The sequence below is a fragment of the Pseudomonas sp. 8O genome, assembly GCF_902506495.1.
Taxonomy (GTDB): Bacteria; Pseudomonadota; Gammaproteobacteria; order Pseudomonadales; family Pseudomonadaceae; genus Aquipseudomonas; species Aquipseudomonas chaetocerotis.
The window spans coordinates 589,170-607,134 of the sequence record NZ_LR733264.1 but is presented as its reverse complement, the minus strand read 5'-3'; the positions used below and the strand labels follow the sequence as shown (position 1 = coordinate 607,134).

Below are 17,965 nucleotides of genomic sequence, written 5' to 3'. Positions count from 1 at the left end.
CGATCAATCGCGCAGGATCGGTGGCGCATCACCGAACGGCAGCGCCTCGGCGGCCTCGGCGACGAACAGATAGCCCTTGCTGCGTACCGTCTTGATCATCCGTGGATGCATCGGGTCATCGCCGATCTTCGGGCGGATGCGCGAAATGCGCACGTCGATGGAACGGTCCTGACCGTCATATTCGATACCGCGCAGGGAGTTGAAGATCTCCTCGCGCGACAGGATGCGCCCGGCGTTGGCCGCCAGCAGCCAGAGCAGGTCGAACTCGGCGCTGGTCAGCTCGATGCCCTGCTCGCCCAGCCACGCTTCGCGCATGGCGCTGTCGATGGCCAGCGCGCCGAACTGCAGACGCCTTGGCTGACCCTCGTCACGCTCGCTCTCGCTGCCCTCGCGGCGGCGCAACAGCGCACGAATGCGCGCCAACAGCACGCGCGGGCGCACGGGTTTGCACACGTAGTCATCGGCGCCCATCTCCAGGCCCAGCACCTGATCCATGTCGTCGGTGCGCGCGGTGAGCATGAGGATCGGCCCCTTGTAGCCGCTGCGCACCTTGCGGCAGATGCTCAGGCCGTCTTCACCCGGCAGCATCAGATCGAGGATCACCAGGTGCGGTTGCTCGGCGAGAATCCGCGCTGCCGCACGCGCGCCATCGGCTTCGATGGACACACGCAGGCCGTTGCCCTCCAGATACTCGCGGGTCAACTGCGCCAGGCGCTGGTCATCCTCGACGATCAGAATCTGCCACGCTTCTTGTTCCACACCCTTTCCCCTTTGCATACCGGCAAGCGCCGCAAACACAGCGGCCATTCTAGGGGCTGAGCGTGTCTCGGCGCGAGCGACAAACCAGCGCCCGGACCTGGTGTCTGGTTAAGCACAGCACATGCCAAGAGCACTATATATAGTAGTACTCTGTGCACCGCCGAACAGCTTCGCCACGTCGCTGAAAACCTTCTTCCAGGGGCGACGAACGGTCATCAGCAGCCAGAGCCAGAGAACACGCGGGCTACGCTGTTAACACCCACAAGGCACTCACAGCTTATCCACAGGCAGTTCTTTTTCTAGCGCCTTGCAATGCCTCCAACAGCGCACTATCTTGTATCCCTATCGAGTGGCACACACCAGATATTGGGTTGCCACAGAAAACCGGATACAAAAAGAACGAATCGCGCAAGCCCTTTTCACAGGGTTTCCCAGATGATCCGGCTAACCGTTTTGCCCTGATCCAGGCCTGGCCTGGGTTACAGCCACGCAGCAACGCTAGACGTTGCGCGTGAGCCGGTCAGACAGCGGTCTTATCCGCCAGTCGACCACTATATGTAGTAGGCGGGGTGTGGTAATGCCCCGCTGTGACTTATGCGCCAGGACGGCAATTGAAGTCGTGCCCACCCTGCCCGCTCTTGCAACACCCCGTACCCGGCCCCGCTGCCGCGTGCGGCCAAGTTGTTCACAGGCCGTTGAAAAACGTAGGCGAGGCAGGCAAGACAAGGCAAAAACGACCGAAAAAGCGCAGTTTACGTGTTGTAAATGAGCATTTTGAGGTCGTTTTTAACGCAGGATTGCCAACGCAGGTAGTTTTTCAACAGCCTGTTAATGGAATGAACGGCGGACAGGGCACGGTTTCTAATCGTGACGTCCAACCAAAAATTACAGAACACGGAGATCTCCATGCATACCGACACTACTCGCGAGAACCCGCAGGCCGTGGCGCCGCAGGCCGCTGAATCCTCCCAGGATCTGGCTGCCACCGCCCCCGGCCAACTGCGTGTGATCAAGCGCAACGGCACTGTCGTCCCTTACACCGATGACAAGATCACCGTCGCCATCACCAAGGCCTTCCTCGCAGTAGAAGGCGGCACCGCAGCCGCTTCGTCGCGTATCCACGACACCGTCGCGCGCCTGACCGAGCAGGTCACTGCCACCTTCAAACGTCGCATGCCGTCCGGCGGCACCATCCACATCGAAGAGATCCAGGACCAGGTCGAACTGGCCCTGATGCGCGCCGGCGAGCAGAAAGTCGCCCGCGACTACGTGATCTACCGCGAAGCCCAGGCCAACAAGCGCAAGAGCGCCAATGCCGGCAGCGACATCGCCCAGCCGCACCCGAGCATCCGCATCACCACCGCAGGCGGTGAACTGCAGCCGCTGGACATGGGCCGCCTGCAGACCATCATTCGTGAAGCCTGCGAAGGCCTGGCCGAGGTCGATGGTTCGCTGATCGAGCGCGAAACCCTGAAGAACCTGTACGACGGCGTTGCCGAGAAAGACGTCAACACCGCCCTGGTGATGACCGCCCGTACTCTGGTCGAGCGTGAGCCGAACTACAGCTACGTCACCGCCCGCCTGCTGATGGACAACATCCGCGCCGAGGCCCTGAGCTTCCTCAACATCACCACCAGCGCCACTCACCACGAGATGGCCGAGCTGTACGCGAAGGCCCTGCCGGCCTACGTCGAAGCCGGCGCGCAGTTCGAGCTGCTCGACCCGAAACTCAAAGAGTACGACCTGGAGAAGCTGGGCAAGGCGCTGAACCACGAGCGCGACCAGCAGTTCACCTACCTGGGCCTGCAGACCCTGTACGACCGCTACTTCATCCACAAGGACGGCATCCGCTTCGAACTGCCGCAGGTGTTCTTCATGCGCGTGGCCATGGGCCTGGCCATCGAAGAGCCGAAGAACCGCGAAGACCGCGCCATCGAGTTCTACAACCTGCTGTCCTCGTTCGACTACATGGCGTCGACCCCGACCCTGTTCAACGCCGGCACCCTGCGTCCGCAGCTGTCCTCCTGCTACCTGACCACCGTGCCGGACGACCTGTCGGGCATCTACGGCGCCATCCACGACAACGCCATGCTGAGCAAATTCGCTGGCGGCCTGGGCAACGACTGGACCCCGGTGCGCGCGCTGGGCTCCTACATCAAGGGCACCAACGGCAAATCCCAGGGCGTCGTGCCCTTCCTCAAAGTGGTCAACGACACCGCCGTGGCGGTCAACCAGGGCGGCAAGCGCAAGGGCGCGGTCTGCGCCTACCTGGAAACCTGGCACATGGACATCGAGGAATTCCTCGAACTGCGCAAGAACACCGGTGACGACCGTCGTCGTACCCACGACATGAACACCGCCAACTGGATTCCGGACCTGTTCATGAAGCGCGTCTTCGAAGACGGCAAGTGGACCCTGTTCAGCCCGAGCGAAGTACCGGACCTGCACGACCTGACCGGCAAGGCCTTCGAAGAGCGCTACGAGTACTACGAAGCCCTGATCGAGTACGGCAAGATCAAGCTGTACAAGACCATCCAGGCCAAGGACCTGTGGCGCAAGATGCTCTCGATGCTGTTCGAGACCGGCCACCCATGGCTGACCTTCAAGGACCCGTGCAACCTGCGCAGCCCGCAGCAGCACGTGGGCGTGGTACACAGCTCCAACCTGTGCACCGAGATCACCCTGAACACCAACAAGGACGAGATCGCCGTCTGCAACCTGGGTTCGGTCAATCTGGTCAACCACATCACCGACGGCAAGCTGGACATCGAGAAGCTCGGCCGTACCGTGAAGACCGCTGTACGCATGCTCGATAACGTCATCGACATCAACTACTACAGCGTCGACCAGGCACGTAACTCCAACTTCAAGCACCGTCCGGTCGGCCTCGGCCTGATGGGCTTCCAGGACGCCCTGTACCTGCAGCACATCGCCTACGGCTCCGACGCTGCCGTCGAGTTCGCCGACAAGTCGATGGAAGCCATCAGCTACTACGCCATCCAGGCTTCCTGTGACCTGGCCGAAGAGCGCGGCGCCTACAGCACCTTCGAAGGCTCGCTGTGGAGCAAAGGCATCCTGCCGCTGGACTCGCAGCAGATCCTCATCGAGTCCCGCGGCCAGAAGTACATCGACGTCGACCTGTCCGAATCGCTGGACTGGGCGCCGATCCGCGAGCGCGTGAAGAAAGGCATTCGTAACTCGAACATCATGGCCATCGCGCCGACCGCGACCATCTCCAACATCATTGGCGTGTCGCAGTCCATCGAGCCGACCTACCAGAACCTGTACGTGAAATCGAACCTCTCCGGCGAATTCACCGTGATCAACCCCTACCTCGTGCGCGACCTGAAGAACCGCGGCCTGTGGGACAGCGTCATGGTCAACGACCTGAAGTACTACGACGGCTCCGTGCAGCAGATCGAGCGCATCCCGCAGGACCTCAAGGACCTGTACGCCACCGCGTTCGAAGTGGAAACCAAGTGGATCGTCGACGCTGCCAGCCGTCGCCAGAAGTGGATCGACCAGGCGCAGTCGCTGAACCTGTACATCGCCGGCGCCTCGGGCAAGAAGCTGGACGTGACCTACCGCATGGCCTGGTTCCGTGGTCTGAAAACCACCTACTACCTCCGTGCCCTGGCCGCCACCAGCACCGAGAAGTCCACCATCAACACCGGCAAGCTCAACGCGGTATCTGCTGGTGGTGATGACGGCTTCTCGGCCAAGGCCCAGGCTCCGGCGCAACAAGCTGCACCGGCCCCGGCGCCCGTACCAAAAGCCTGTGCCATCGACGAACCCGACTGCGAAGCTTGTCAGTAAGGCTTTCGCGTGGATCTGAGCGGCGCCCGCGTCGTTGCCTGGTAGGCCGGCCCCCATCACGTACATGCGTACGCTCAGGGGCTCCGACCTACCAGGCGCCTAGCGCTCACTCGCTCAGCTGCACGCTCGATAGCTGGATTAAAAGCTAGAGCAACACACAGATCGAACCAGGGAGAGGGAAGGCTCTTTCCGTAGGAGCGGCTTCAGCCGCGAAGCTCGCGGATAAATCCGCTCCTACAGGGCCACCGCTCCCCACCAAATTCCCGCCCCTCCTCCTCCGGGTCGAGGGGCAACGGTCAGCCAGCCATCCACCGTCTGCTGACCAGTGGTACCCGTTTCACCCTTGCGCGCATCACGCAACGGAACATAATTCAAATTATCTGTATATCCATACAGGCCGGTTTATTCACCGGCCCTCACGCAGGAGCCAAGCCATGCTGAGCTGGGATGAATTCGACAAGGAAGACGGCGCAGAAGCAGCCGCCGCAAGCAACGCCAACGCACAGAGCGCCGGCACCAACTTCGACAAGCTCGACAGCGAAGCTGCCGGCTCGGTCGAGCAGGCTCGCGCCGTCGACGCCAACGACTCCGAGGCCATCGCTCGCGCCAAGAAAGCCCTGAACGACCTCGACATCCAGGAAGGCCTGGACGACCTCGAAGGCGCTTCCGCGCGCGTACAGGTCGGCGACAAGCAGATGATCAACGCCCGCGCCGACCTCAACCAGCTCGTACCCTTCAAGTACGACTGGGCCTGGCAGAAGTATCTGGATGGTTGCGCCAACCACTGGATGCCGCAGGAAGTGAACATGAACGCCGACATCGCGCTGTGGAAGAGCACAGACGGCCTCACCGAAGACGAGCGTCGCATCGTCATGCGCAACCTCGGCTTCTTCTCCACCGCTGACAGCCTGGTTGCCAACAACCTGGTCCTGGCCGTGTACCGCCTGATCACCAACCCCGAGTGCCGCCAGTACATCCTGCGCCAGGCCTTCGAGGAAGCGATCCACACCCACGCCTATCAGTACTGCATCGAGTCGCTGGGCATGGATGAAGGCGAGATCTTCAACATGTACCACGAGATCCCGAGCGTCGCGAAGAAAGCCTCCTGGGGTCTGAAGTACACCCGCTCGATCTCCGATCCCAAGTTCGAGACCGGCACCCCGGAAACCGACCGCCAGTTCCTGCGAAACCTGATCGCCTACTACTGCGTACTGGAAGGCATCTTCTTCTACTGCGGCTTCACCCAGATCCTCTCCATGGGCCGCCGCAACAAGATGACCGGCACCGCCGAGCAGTTCCAGTACATCCTGCGTGACGAGTCCATGCACCTGAACTTCGGCATCGACGTGATCAACCAGATCAAGATCGAGAACCCACACCTGTGGGACGCCCAGATGAAGGACGAAGCGACCCAGATGATCCTGCAGGGCACCCAGCTGGAGATCGAATACGCGCGTGACACCATGCCGCGCGGCGTACTGGGCATGAACGCCGCGATGATGGAGGACTACCTCAAATTCATCGCCAACCGCCGCCTGACCCAGATCGGCCTGAAGGAAGAGTACCCAGGCACCACCAACCCCTTCCCGTGGATGAGCGAGATCATGGACCTGAAGAAGGAGAAGAACTTCTTCGAGACCCGCGTGATCGAGTATCAGACTGGTGGGGCGTTGAGCTGGGATTGATGGCTCGCTGACATCAGAGTAAATTGACCCTACACCTGCCAGGGATGTTGGGGTTGAAGTTTGAATAGAAAGCCCCGCCTAGTGCGGGGCTTTTTTATTGGAGTACGCGAATGCAGTCCAGGTCAAAGCTACTGCTAAAAAAGTCCATAGACGCGATGCTCGCGGCCATCGAAACTTACAACAAACCAAATTTCTTCTATCGTGAAGAAACCTTTTCCATCCTAGCCATTAATAGCTGGGAACTACTTCTCAAGGCCCGCATCCTTCAACTTGAGAAAAACAAAGTCAGCTCGATTTTTGAGTATGAAAAGCGAACCCTAGCCAACGGCGATAAGTCACAGAAAAAATATAGAAAACTTAACCGATCGGGAAACCCAGTATCCATTGGGCTTTACAAGGCATGCCGCAAGCTAAAAAACGATTACAAAGATGACATATCACAAGCAGTATTTTCAAACCTAGAACTTCTTACGGAGATTCGAGACAACTCCATACACCTAGTCAACAAGACAGGCGCCGTAGAACTTAAGATACAAGAAATAGCAACAGCCTCTCTGGTGAACTACATAGCGCTAGCCCGGCAATGGTTTGGTGTAGACTTCTCCCAATACCATATTTTTCTAATGCCACTGGCTTTTGTAAGAAATTTCGGAGTAGCTGAAGGAATAGTTCTTTCCCAGCAGGAGAAAAAGCTACTTTCAATGATCGACGCAATGAAGAACCCAAGCAAAGAAGGGGACAACTACAGCTTATTAGTAAAGATAGACATGCGTCTACATAAAAATACCGAGAAAGGAAACGCAGAGGTTCGCTTGAGTCGATCTGAAGATGCAACCCCAATAAGAATAGAAGAAGAGAGCATCATGGACAGATATCCTCTGAGCTTCAATAACTTAAAAGCAAAGCTAACAAATCGCTACACAAACTTTAGTTTCAACAAAGATTTCTACGCTCTAAAGAAAGCTCTCGAACAAGACGAAAAGCTATGTAAAACAAGACTATTAGACCCCTCCAATGAGAAAGGACAAAAAAAGAAATTCTATAGCCCAAATATACTCAAGGAATTTGACAAGCATTACAATCGTCAACTAATAAAAGCGCCAAATGATGACGACTAATTGGGATATTGGGGACAGATTTATTTTTCCGTACACCTCCTCTACCAGTTTCGCCCTTACGGCGAGCTACTTTTTCTTTGCTCGCGTGAAAGAGAAAGCAACCAAAGAGAAAGCGCGCCCGGCATCAGGGTTTCGCTGCGCTCAACTCCCCCTCGCTCCGGCGCTGTTCCGAGGATCTTCGCGGCGGAGAGGTCGATATTGAGTGCGAGGAGTGTTTTCATGCCGCCAGAATGGCGGCATCAGATCAGATGGGGAGTTTCAGGAGAGTTTAAGGTAGAAAAAGCAATGTGGCTGGTGGAAAGGCTTTATGCAACTCTACCTCTAACGCCTGTGAGAACGATAGAACAGTGTTAATCAACTCTTCTACTTCAGCGGTACTGACTTCAAAGCTTACCCCGTCTTTGTCTCGACTTCCGCGATGAACGACGTCATGGCGTTTGATCACAGCTCGCATTAGCTCTTCAATCTCGGGAAATTGAATCCCCAAAGCGCTCATAAACATCGGCTTAACTTTATCAAGGCGGTGCCACACGAACGTCTGCAAATGCAAATCATGGGCTTCCTTGATTTTTTCCATTGACTTGGCCTGCTCAAGCACATCAGCAATGGTGAATTTTTGATTCTTGAAGTCCGGATTATCTTTGAGGAATTTGTGTAGGACGCTTTCCTCGTTATCACACCAATACTTAGCCGTATCCCACAAATAGCACTCTAAGGCGGTGATGACTGAACCGAAGCACACTGGTGCGATGAGATGATGTAGATGTTCGGGTGTACCGCTCAAGATTGACCTGATGTCATCGATACGATTGTTGATCATCAGCTCTGGATCGCTACGCGCTATGATTTCAAATGAGAGGGCTTGATCGTAAAACTCTTCCTCCCAATCATCACCGTGATCAATGCCAGCCCACTCATCTCCATACATGCCATGCAACTCTGAGATGACATTTTCCATGACCTCATAAGGTACGTATTCGCTGAAACGCTCCTGTATCACCTCATTGGGATCATATGGCCCGCCACAGATGAACTGATACCCACCTTCTCGGCTCTCGTAAGGGGTACAGTTAGCCGGATCTTCATAGCGCAGAAGGAACCATGACCGCATAGCGATAATTTGTTCCTCTCGGCTGGCGTTCTGAATCCAGCGATTGTCAGGATCAAAAACTGAAGAATGCTCACTACGAGCTTCCTCAGGTAGATTTTGATATTCACCAGCGTTTGGCGAGTCATCTATGTAGTCGTTCCAGCCCATCTCATGTACCCCTGACCTTTGCTTGCTGGTGTATGCACTGCTGCTCGCAAATTTAACGCACCTTTAACGCCCCTTGCACGTAGCAGCCATACGAAGCCTGAAGAAAGGTGACAGATTTATTTTCTACGTCACCCTCCTCTACTGGTTTCGCCCTTACGGCGAGTCACTTTCTCTTTGCTCGCGCGAAAGAGAAAGTAACCAAAGAGAAAGCGCGCCCGACATCCGGGTTTCGCTGCGCTCAACTCCCCTCGCTCCGGCGCTGTTCCGAGGGTCGTCACGGTGGGCCATCCCTGGCCCATCGTTCCTCGTTTGGCATCCATGCCAAACGCCCCTCTCCACAGCACCTCCACTCGGCCTCCTGACGGGATTCGGAAACCGAGTCGCCTGAACTGTCCGTGTAGGCAAATCCAAAAAGCAGAGCCAAAGCATTGCGGCCTTGCCGCAATGCTTTGGCTCATAGGTTCTGTAGTACCAATCTCACAAGCGACGCCAAACGCCCCATCAGAAGGCCGAGTGGAATCGTTGTGTAAGGGGTTGAGCGGCATGGATGCCGCGAGAGCCGCGATGGGCCAGGGATGGCCCTTCGCGGCGGGCCCCTGGAACGACGATGAAGCGAGGGAACCCGACGAAGTCGGGCCGGATGGCAGGGGCAGAGACCTTTTGCTTACTTTTGGGGCGTCTGCCAAAAGTAAGCCGCTGTAAGAGCGGAACCGGTATCCAAGTCACCACATCAGCGGCGGGTTCACTCCGTAGCGAGTAGCCGGACAATCGCTGATGGTGGATGAAAAAAAGCGTCATCCACCCTACAAATCTTGCCATCCTTGACCACTTCCGCACACTTCCCCTACCCTGACGACGGCGCCTAAGAAACGCCTTACCAGAGCGGTATACCGCACCCGATAGCTATGCGGCTTTTTTGCGTTCGCGGCTTTGCCACGCCCGCAGAAAAACTCCGTGCTGTCGGGAGTGGGCTAATACAAGACCCGAAAGGGGAATACGTCCGGCCCGTCTCTGGTGGGTTTCTTAGCTCCCGACTCCAATCAAGCCCTAAGAAAGCTTCCAGAGGTAATGGACATGTCGATTCAACCCGTATCACCCGCAATCCCCGCCCTTCCCAACGAAATCCTGATCCCCCACACCTTCACCCGCCACCGCAGGCAACTGCGCGCGCAGCTGATCGAACGGCAATGCTGGTTCTGCGCAACGGATCTTGGCCGGCTGATCGGCCAGCCCCATCTGGACGAACGCGCCACACGCACGCTCGAGGCCGACCAGCTACTCGATGCCGTGGTGCTCAACACCCACGGCCAACCGGAGACGACACGGCTGATCAGCGAATCCGGCGTCTATGCCGCACTGATCCACTACTACCACCCGGAGAACCGCTGCATCCGCCGCTGGATCACCGCCGACGTGGTGCCGATACTGCGCGAAGCCGAACGACCCGCCGGGCACCACCCAAGGCGCGAGAACCGCCAGGGGCTGTCGCTGCTGCATTGGCAAGGCGACACGTGGATGCCTTACCGTCCTGCCTGACAATGGCCACTCAGCGGGTGGATGGACACAGGGTCATCCACCCTGCCCGCATTGCGCCAATCTCAGGGCAAGTCGGCCGGCTCAGCCTGGTGGGCCTTGTGCAGCAGCTCGATGAACGGCCCTGCCTCAGCGAGCGTATGAGCGGCGATGGCGGTGACCGGAATCCCCGGTGTCCATGAGTTCATCACGGCTGCACCAGAGAGCTCTTTCACCCGCTCGAGCGTGATGACTTCACAACGCTGTGGCACGCCAAGGCGGGCAAGTTGACGCTGAACCATGCCCATCATGGTGCCTTTGAGCATCTTGGCCTCAGGCCAGATCACCGTCTCACCATCCCAGAACGCCAGGTTCCAGATCGTGGCCTCACTCAGGTGCCCACGTTGATTGACGAAGGCCGTATCATCGAAACCCTCGCGTATGGCCTGGTGCAGGTAATGGGTCTTGCCGATTTCACCGACATGCTTGATTGCCGCCAGCGGCCTCTCATGCTCGATGACACCCAATCGCAACGGACCTTGCGGCCCATCGGACGGCGCGGCCGTGCGTACGAACACGGCAGGTTCAACCTCCATGCTCTCTGCCGTGAATTCGCCGTGAGGTGAAAAGACGGTGACGGTCAGTGACTGGTCGCTCGCGCCTTCTTCGATCGCGGTGCGAATGTACGACCGTAGCAACGCTTCAGCAGGCGCACGGTTGAAGAGTTTCAGAGAGGCATCACGCAGCCGCTGCAGGTGAAGATCCAGCCCCTTGATTCTGGAGCGTCTGACCTGCATCGCGGTGAAGTGGGCAAAACCGGCGAAAGCCAGCGGGTTCAGCGGTGAAGCGCCGACGGGTTGTCCATCGATGTAGGACGGATAGGGGTTCGGGTGAATCGCCATGAGAACGGCTCCTGATGGTGCTCGATTGATCGAGCCCCTATCATCGACCCTGACAGCACTGTCAGAGTCAAGGCGAAGCAAGCGATGAAAATAGGTGAGCTATCCAGGCGTTCTGGCGTGAGTGTGAGAATGCTCCGTTACTACGAAACCGAAGGGTTGCTGAAGCCCAGGCGCACAGCCAGCGGCTACCGCGATTACGCCCTGGAAGAATTACGCACGGTCGAACGCATCAGGTTGCTGGGCGCAGCCGGCATGACCCTGGCGACCATCTTGAAGTTCTTGCCGTGCGTGAGAGGCGAAGGCCTCGCCTTCGAGCCATGCGATGAGCTGCGTGACGTGCTGCACGAACAGATCCGCGTGGCCGATCAGAAAGCGGCAGAACTGGCGCAAAGCCGCAAGATTCTGGAGAGCTTTCTGCAGGAAGTTGAGCTCGGGACTGCCATGGTTGTTGATAGAAAAACACTGCAGCACGCTACGCCTTCATCGTAAGGAGACGACGTCAAATGCCGGACATGCCCAGCCCAATCCCCTTGATCATCCTCGACGTTCAGGACGCCATCGACCAGCCCGTATGGGATGGTAAAAGTCATCCCGGTTACTTGTCCGTCATCCAACGTCTCCTGCAATTCTGGCGATCAAACGGCTGGCCAGTTCTTCACGTAAAGCACGATGAAAAGACGCCCACCTCCAGCTATTACGTTCACGGCCCCTGGAATGGCATCAAACAGGAAGTCGCGCCGATAGAGGGCGAAGCCGTCATCATCAAGAATGAAAACTGCGCGTTCATAGGCACCCAATTGGATGCCGCGCTGAAGGGCATGAACGCAAATCGCATCGTGCTGACGGGCGTTGTGATCCATAACAGCATGGATGCCACCATCCGCGCAGGCAAAGCGCTCGGGTACAGCATCATCCTCCCGTCAGATGCTACAACCGCCGTACCTGTAACAGGACCAGGTGGAACCTGCTGGGATGCTTCGACTGTGTACGAGCTGACGTTGGCCATACTGGGCGCCGAATATGCCGAGGTCATGTCATCAGACGATGTGATCGCACAATTCAGCCTATGAAGTTGCAGGAAAGAGAACAGATTCATTTTCCTAGCCCCCTCCTCTAATCGATTCGATCCTCTCCACGCTTCGCGGCAATGCCACAGTCGTGGAGCGCTTCCCTTTCCCGATGTGAGACGAGCGGTATCATGCGCAGCCCATTTTCAGACCTAAGGAGAGGTCCAATGAACGTTCGTCGCATCATGCTGCTTGGCTCACTGGCATTACTTGGCGCTTGCAAGGAAGAACGCCTGGTGCTGCATTTCGAGCAGCCCGTTACCAGTGGCTGGGGAATTGACGCCGCATATGAGCACGCGATCCTCGATGGCCTGAAAAACGCAGGCATCGACGGCAGCCAGGCAGCGCTCAGCACGCGCGACAGCGGCAAGGTGGTGGCCGTCTCCTTCCCGGAGGGTGTCCTGGGCCAGCAACAGCAAGCCAGCCTGACCACCTATTTCAACGATGTGCTCAAAGCACGCACCGAGGCGCAACAGGTGCGGCTGCACATCAAGCAGCAGGAGCCAGAGCAGGCCGAGGGTGGTCCCCTCTCCGACGCCGCGCGAATGCTGCAGGAGAAGGCCAACAAGATGCGCCCGCTATTCACCAGCCGCATCAGCTCCTTCGACACGCCGCGCCTGACCTATCAGGAGCAGGAAAAGCCAGGTATCCGCCTGTACGAATCCAGCCAGGTGCGCTGCCAGGTCACGCTGGGGCTGGAAAGCCCCCTGCCGCACATCGATTACCAGCTGAACCTCCCTGGCGAGAGCAGCAGCACCAGCATGCTCAATCAACTTCTGGGGCTGCAGAGTTTCCGCCTGCCTTCGTCCATGCGTATCGGAAAGAGCGATCTCGATCAGGCAGTCGCTGATGGCCACTACGCATACAAGCTGATCACCAGCCCCAATGCCCGTAACAAACAAGCCGATGAGCTGGTGTTCTTCTTCGGTGAGCTGGGTGATGTCGTACACAGCGGCGGTGCGACCACCACCGACCTTGGCCAGTTCGAGTCGGTCTGCCTGGAGCGAGTCATCGCTGCCGGACGACCATTCACCTTTCATTACGGCAACTCGCTGGATCGACTCGTTGCGGTGGACTATCTCTTCGGCGAACAGGCCCGCTGATACGTGCGGGCGGTGTGATGGATGTTCATGCTGCTTAGAACACTATCGAGCATCTTGCTCTGCGCTCTGCTCGCCGGCTGCGAGACCTTGTTGCTCGGAAGTACCCTCGCCGGCTGCGCTGCCAGGGTAGAGCCTCGACTCCTGCCCGAGCACTTGCCGGACGGCCAAGTGGGAGTGCCTTACAGACAGCGCATCGAAATCACCAACGCTTCAACGCCCGTTCATGGTTTCTATATCAGCGACCAGACGCCGCTGCCGGCAGGCCTGCGGATCGGGCATCAGGATCGTGAAGCACAGGCCCTGGTCGCGGGAATCCCGACCCAGGCTGGCCTTTATCAGGTTCACATTTCGGTGGGAACCTATGGAACGCAGTGCGTGGGGCTGCGCGCCGAGCGCACTTACAACCTGCGTATCGTTGAATAGCGCGTCGAACAGATCGTCTTCCAGACTGCGCTGTAGTCGCCGATTACTCGCTAGCCTTTGCCTCTCTTCCTGGCAATCGCCTTCATCCGCACCGCCGCTTTCTGCACGGTGGCCATTTTCTCGGGCCGCTTCATGCCCCGCCACTTGCGGATTTCCTCGCGGGTGCGCCCGCAACTGACGCACAGCTCGCTGTTGAGCTGGCACAGCGACACGCAGGGATTGATCGCTAGCCCTTGCTTTTCTTCTTGGCAATCGCCTTCATCCGTACCGCCGCTTTCTGCACGGTGGCCATTTTCTCGGGGCGCTTCATGCCGCGCCATTTGCGGATTTCCTCGCGCGTGCGCCCGCAACTGACGCACAACTCACTGTTGAGCTGACACAGCGACACGCAGGGATTCTCAATGTCCTTGGCCACGCTTGCCCCTCGCCGGCTGCTCGACCGAAAACGCCACGTGTTCAGCGATGCTGGAAACGCTGATGCCCACTTCATCGAAAGCGGCTTGCGTCAGCGCCAACATTCGCGCCTTGTCCGCACTGGCGAGTGCGCGCGCCCTGCTCGCCTCGCTGTCGAACATCCAGGTCACGCGCAGGCTCTGCGGAAACCGCTCGTAGTCCACGTCATGGGTCAGCCACCGGAAGCCGACGATTTCGCTTTTTGCCGTTTCACAGGCAAGGGTCAGGGTGCGGATCAGCTCGCGCTCCACAGCTGAGTATTTTCGTTTTGGCGATGGCATAAGGTTCTTCTGGGTCCGAGTTCGCTGCGCCGCCATGTTACCCGAGGCGCTCAACGGCCAGAGGGAACAGATGGATCGAGGTCGAACAATGGCATCCGCGACGCAGGGCAACGCCGAGCGCGAGAGCGATCATCGCGCCCGAGCAAGGCGGCCCGCAGGTTACAATCCACGGCCCACGCATTTTCCAGCGGACCATATACCGATGTTCACCCTTTCCCACCTCAGCAGCCCGCCGCCCGAGTCACTGAAGAGCCAGGTGCAGCAGATGGTGGTGGACTACTTCGCCGATGTCAGCGCAGTACCGCTGCTGCCAAGCAATCCGCTGTATCAGCTGTACCAGTACGTGATCGGCTATGAGCTGCATCTGCACCTGCAGACCATGAACGGCGAGGCCGAAGGCCCCGTGCAGTTGCTACTGGCGCTGGACGATGAAGACCCGGCCCGTGTGCTGGGGTTTGCCCTGTATCTGCCGAGCCCGGACGATGCCGCCGCCTGCACCCTCGCCTATCTGGCGGTACTCAGCGAGCATCGCACTCAGGGCATCGGCCGGGCGCTGCTGCAACGCGTGCTGGAGCGACGCCCGCACCTGGAGCTGGCCTGCGTGGCAGACAAGGTGCCGCTGTTCGAGGCCCTGGGCTTGCAGGTGCTGGCCGCTCAGGGTGCGTTGGTGGTGATGAGCAGCCGCGACTATCGCTCCAGCGGCATGGTGGCCGTCGCCGACCTGGCGCCGGTGTTTGCCTCCACGGAGGTCAGGCAGATTCACGCCTACCTGCTCAAGCAGCACGGCCAGCGCGCCATGCAACAGGCGGAAAAACAGCGTGACACACACCTCGACGCGCTCGCCCTCCAGGCTCAGCAGTTGGTCGCTGAGCGCCTGCCTTCACGCGCGCTGCATTGAGGCGATGCCCCACGCCAGGCGTGGGGGCTTCACTAAACACCGAGCGCCATCACCTGCGGCGGCCAGCCGACATCGCGCATGCACACACGCAGTCGGTGGCCGTCTGGGTCGAATGTGACGAAGGTCGGCCCGCGCACTGCGCGGACCAGGGGTTGCTCGGTCTCGACGTTCAACGCTGATAAAGCATTACGACAGGGGCTCTGGCCCGGTCAGAACGAGTAGCTGGCGCTGACCACCAGGTTACGCGGCTCACCCAGCTGGATCTGCCCGGCGCTGGTGGCGGAGCTGTAGTAGGTGCGGTCGGTGATGTTGTTCAGCGCCGCGCGCACGTCCCAGTCCTTGTGGCGGTAGCCGGCCAGGGCGTCCCACGCGCCATAGCCAGGCAGTACGGTGGTGTTCTGGTTGTCGGCAAAGCGCTCGCCCACCAGGATCACGCCGGTTTCGGCGTACCAGCCCAGCTCGGGCTTCCAGGTGATGAACAGGCTGCCATTGCGCTTGGCGACGTTGCTGACGCGGTTGCCTTCCAGGCCGTTGTTGTCCTTGACGATGCTGGCGTCCTGCAGGCCGATGCCACCGCGCACATACCAGTTGCCAACCAGCTGACCGGTTACGGTCAGTTCGATACCGCGCGAGCGCTGCAGGCCGGTAAGAATGGTCAGGGTCGGGTCGTTCGGGTCGCGGGTGCGGCGGTTGTAAAGTTCCAGCTCGTACACGGCCAGGGTGGTGCTCAGGCGCTCGTCCAGCCAGTCGCTCTTGACGCCGATTTCCTTCTGCCGGGTCTGTTCGGGGTCGAGTTCGTTGCCATTGCCCGAGGCGCCCGGGGTGATGCCGATCAAACCACCGCCGACCGGGGAGAAGGTCTTGCTCCAGGAGGCGTAGAAGGAGTGATGCTGCAGCGGCGTCCAGACGATACCGGCGCGGGGACTGAGGCCGTGGTTGTCGCGCTCTTCCTTGAGGTTGCGCAGCTTATTGGTGGTGGCCACCTCGAATTCGTCGTAACGCAGGCCGGCCAGCAATTGCCACTGGTCGTTGATGCGCAGTTGATCCTGCACGTAGAGGCCACGGCTTTCGACTTCGCTGTGGTTGTTGCTGGAGAGCGCCATGGCGCCCCGGTGGCTCTGGCTGCGATCCGGGTTGTACAGGTCGAGCGCGGGTACGGCCTGGCCTGCGCTGTAGAGTTTCGGGTCACGGCGCTGGCTGCCGATTTCCACACCGGTCAGCAAGCGATGCTCGAAACCGAACGTATCGACAGTGCCTTCAGCCTCCAGGTTGTTGAACAGGTTGCGGGTGCGCAGATCCTGCTGCCAGCGTTGCCGGGTCACGCGCTGAGTGCTGGCGTTGAAGCCGGTCAGGTAGGTGTTGTCGAAATCGCTGTCGAGTTTGAACAGGCTGGTGGTCTGCCGTAGCTGCCAGTTGTCGCCCAGCTCATAGGTGAGCCTGGAGCGTAGCGATTGTGTCTTGTCGTCGATGAAATCACGGTCGTCGCCATAGGTGGTGCCGCGCTTGACGTCCGCCGGGCGCCCGCCAACGCCGGGAATACCGCGATCCGGGGTGCGGTCGAAGCGGCTGTATTCGTATTGCACCAGCCAGTTCAGCTCAGGCGCCAGTTGCCAGCTCATGGACGGCGCGAACAGTTGGCGATGGCTGGAGACGCCGTTACGGAAGCTGTTGCTGTCCTGATTGCCCATGTTCAGGCGCAGGCTGATGGTGTCCGTAGGGTCGGCACTGAGGTCGGCGTACAGGCTGCGCAGGTCTTCGCTGCCGCCCTGTGCCTCGAGCGTGGAGCGGCGCCCGGCCTCGGGCGCCTTGCTGATGCGGTTGACGATACCGCCCTGGCTGCCACGCCCATAGAGTACGGCTGCCGGCCCCTTGAGCACTTCGATGCGCTCGATGTTATGCAGGTCGCGCACGTACTGGCTGTCATCGCGCACGCCGTCCAGGTAGAAGTCGTTGCTGGCATCGAAGCCACGAATGCGCAGGCTGTCGAAACGGGTATCCGCCCCGCTGCTGACGTTGGGCAGGCCGCTGAGCGCCTTGCCCAGATCGTTGATGCCATAGTTCAGCACATTGCTCGTCTTCAGCGCGTCGATGGCCTGAGGCACGTAACGCACCGGCGTGGCCGTGCGGGTGGCGGTACTGACCTCCTTGACGCGCGGGTTATCGGCTTCCTCGTCGACATCGCCATAGACCACGGTCTCAGGCAGATTAGCCGGGGCGGCGCAGGCGAAGCCGGCTGTCAGTAGAACGGAAAAGCCCAGCGAAACAGGGGTTAGTCGTGAAAGGGAGAACATCTCAGCACGCATCCAGACAGTGGTGATTGATTAACGGGCGCGCATGATAATTCTTTTCATTTGATATCTAGAAGTATTTCTTTAGCATCTCCACCCACGCTGCCGCTTTCTGCTCGGTGGCCATCTTCTCGGCCCGTTTCATGCCCCGCCAGTTACGAATTTCCTCGCCCGTGCGCCCGTAAATGACGCATAGCTCGCTGTTGAGCTGGCCGAATCAGCGGGCAGCACAGCAGCCGGTTGGCGCTGCGCCACGATGATGAACCGAGGGAACACACGGCTGAAAAAAGCGTTATCCACTCGCACTGCAGCACATAAGTGGCCATTGGCGATTGCCACCTGAACACGCCACGACGCACTATCGCCAAGGCAATCCGTTTTCCGCTGCGAACAAGGAAGCTC

Annotated in this window: 17 protein-coding genes; 9 read left to right on the top strand and 8 right to left on the bottom strand. The window is 59.0% G+C overall.

Features of this window, described 5'->3' with window-relative positions; genetic code table 11:
* Positions 1-3: 3 nt before the first annotated feature.
* Entirely contained in the window at positions 4-759 is a 756-nt protein-coding gene (locus GV002_RS05670; protein ID WP_106735505.1) for a winged helix-turn-helix domain-containing protein, read from the bottom strand.
* Between the two features lie 906 nt (positions 760-1,665).
* Between GV002_RS05670 and GV002_RS05665 the strand changes: the two genes are divergently transcribed.
* The 3 genes from GV002_RS05665 to GV002_RS05655 all read left to right on the top strand — a co-directional run bounded on the left by GV002_RS05665 (position 1,666) and on the right by GV002_RS05655 (position 7,378).
* A complete protein-coding gene (locus tag GV002_RS05665) occupies positions 1,666-4,575 on the top strand; it encodes a ribonucleoside-diphosphate reductase subunit alpha (protein WP_160017436.1) in 2,910 nt (969 codons plus the stop codon).
* Between the two features lie 434 nt (positions 4,576-5,009).
* Entirely contained in the window at positions 5,010-6,260 is a 1,251-nt protein-coding gene (locus GV002_RS05660) for a ribonucleotide-diphosphate reductase subunit beta (RefSeq protein ID WP_160017435.1), read from the top strand.
* A 110-nt stretch (positions 6,261-6,370) separates the two neighbouring features.
* Positions 6,371-7,378 carry a DUF3644 domain-containing protein gene (locus GV002_RS05655; protein ID WP_372241817.1) on the top strand — a complete coding sequence of 336 codons (1,008 nt, stop codon included), beginning with the start codon at positions 6,371-6,373 and terminating at the stop codon, positions 7,376-7,378.
* A 268-nt stretch (positions 7,379-7,646) separates the two neighbouring features.
* Here GV002_RS05655 and GV002_RS05645 read toward each other — a convergent pair whose 3' ends face one another.
* Entirely contained in the window at positions 7,647-8,636 is a 990-nt protein-coding gene (locus GV002_RS05645) for a hypothetical protein (protein ID WP_160017432.1), read from the bottom strand.
* 1,074 nt (positions 8,637-9,710) lie between these two features.
* On the opposite strand from GV002_RS05645, the gene GV002_RS05640 reads away from it, so the two are divergent.
* Complete coding sequence (locus GV002_RS05640; protein ID WP_160017431.1) at positions 9,711-10,172, top strand: Bro-N domain-containing protein; 462 nt, start codon at positions 9,711-9,713, stop codon at positions 10,170-10,172.
* A gap of 62 nt (positions 10,173-10,234) precedes the next feature.
* On the opposite strand, the gene GV002_RS05635 is transcribed toward GV002_RS05640, so the two are convergent.
* Positions 10,235-11,050, bottom strand: coding sequence for an aminotransferase class IV family protein (locus tag GV002_RS05635; RefSeq protein WP_160017430.1), 816 nt, complete (start codon positions 11,048-11,050; stop codon positions 10,235-10,237).
* A gap of 84 nt (positions 11,051-11,134) precedes the next feature.
* On the opposite strand from GV002_RS05635, the gene GV002_RS05630 reads away from it, so the two are divergent.
* The 4 genes from GV002_RS05630 to GV002_RS05615 all read left to right on the top strand — a co-directional run bounded on the left by GV002_RS05630 (position 11,135) and on the right by GV002_RS05615 (position 13,643).
* Positions 11,135-11,539, top strand: a complete 405-nt coding sequence (locus GV002_RS05630) for a MerR family transcriptional regulator (protein ID WP_160017429.1) — start codon at positions 11,135-11,137, stop codon at positions 11,537-11,539.
* A gap of 14 nt (positions 11,540-11,553) precedes the next feature.
* Positions 11,554-12,120 (top strand): isochorismatase family protein, encoded by a 567-nt coding sequence (locus GV002_RS05625; RefSeq protein WP_160017428.1) that lies wholly within the window; start codon positions 11,554-11,556, stop codon positions 12,118-12,120.
* Positions 12,121-12,284: 164 nt separating this feature from the next.
* Positions 12,285-13,220 (top strand): hypothetical protein, encoded by a 936-nt coding sequence (locus GV002_RS05620; protein WP_160017427.1) that lies wholly within the window; start codon positions 12,285-12,287, stop codon positions 13,218-13,220.
* Between the two features lie 21 nt (positions 13,221-13,241).
* The gene (locus tag GV002_RS05615) at positions 13,242-13,643 is read left to right on the top strand and encodes a hypothetical protein (protein WP_160017426.1); all 402 of its coding nucleotides are present in this window, start codon (positions 13,242-13,244) and stop codon (positions 13,641-13,643) included.
* Between the two features lie 50 nt (positions 13,644-13,693).
* Here GV002_RS05615 and GV002_RS05610 read toward each other — a convergent pair whose 3' ends face one another.
* From GV002_RS05610 to GV002_RS05600, 3 genes are read right to left on the bottom strand one after another with little or no spacing between them, the layout of a single operon-like run.
* The gene (locus GV002_RS05610) at positions 13,694-13,855 is read right to left on the bottom strand and encodes a DUF1289 domain-containing protein (protein ID WP_372241816.1); all 162 of its coding nucleotides are present in this window, start codon (positions 13,853-13,855) and stop codon (positions 13,694-13,696) included.
* A gap of 14 nt (positions 13,856-13,869) precedes the next feature.
* Entirely contained in the window at positions 13,870-14,058 is a 189-nt protein-coding gene (locus GV002_RS05605) for a DUF1289 domain-containing protein (protein ID WP_160017425.1), read from the bottom strand.
* Positions 14,042-14,377 carry a hypothetical protein gene (locus tag GV002_RS05600; RefSeq protein WP_160018883.1) on the bottom strand — a complete coding sequence of 112 codons (336 nt, stop codon included), beginning with the start codon at positions 14,375-14,377 and terminating at the stop codon, positions 14,042-14,044. The genes GV002_RS05605 and GV002_RS05600 overlap by 17 nt, the downstream gene beginning before the upstream one ends.
* Before the next feature lie 202 nt (positions 14,378-14,579).
* Here GV002_RS05600 and GV002_RS05595 point away from each other — a divergent pair, with 202 nt between their 5' ends.
* Positions 14,580-15,275, top strand: coding sequence for a GNAT family N-acetyltransferase (locus GV002_RS05595; RefSeq protein WP_160017424.1), 696 nt, complete (start codon positions 14,580-14,582; stop codon positions 15,273-15,275).
* Between the two features lie 209 nt (positions 15,276-15,484).
* On the opposite strand, the gene GV002_RS05590 is transcribed toward GV002_RS05595, so the two are convergent.
* Positions 15,485-17,566: a TonB-dependent receptor gene (locus GV002_RS05590; RefSeq protein ID WP_160017423.1), complete on the bottom strand. Its 2,082-nt coding sequence runs from the start codon at positions 17,564-17,566 to the stop codon at positions 15,485-15,487.
* 67 nt (positions 17,567-17,633) lie between these two features.
* Positions 17,634-17,750, bottom strand: a complete 117-nt coding sequence (locus GV002_RS05585; RefSeq protein WP_160018882.1) for a DUF1289 domain-containing protein — start codon at positions 17,748-17,750, stop codon at positions 17,634-17,636.
* Positions 17,751-17,965 lie beyond the last annotated feature (215 nt).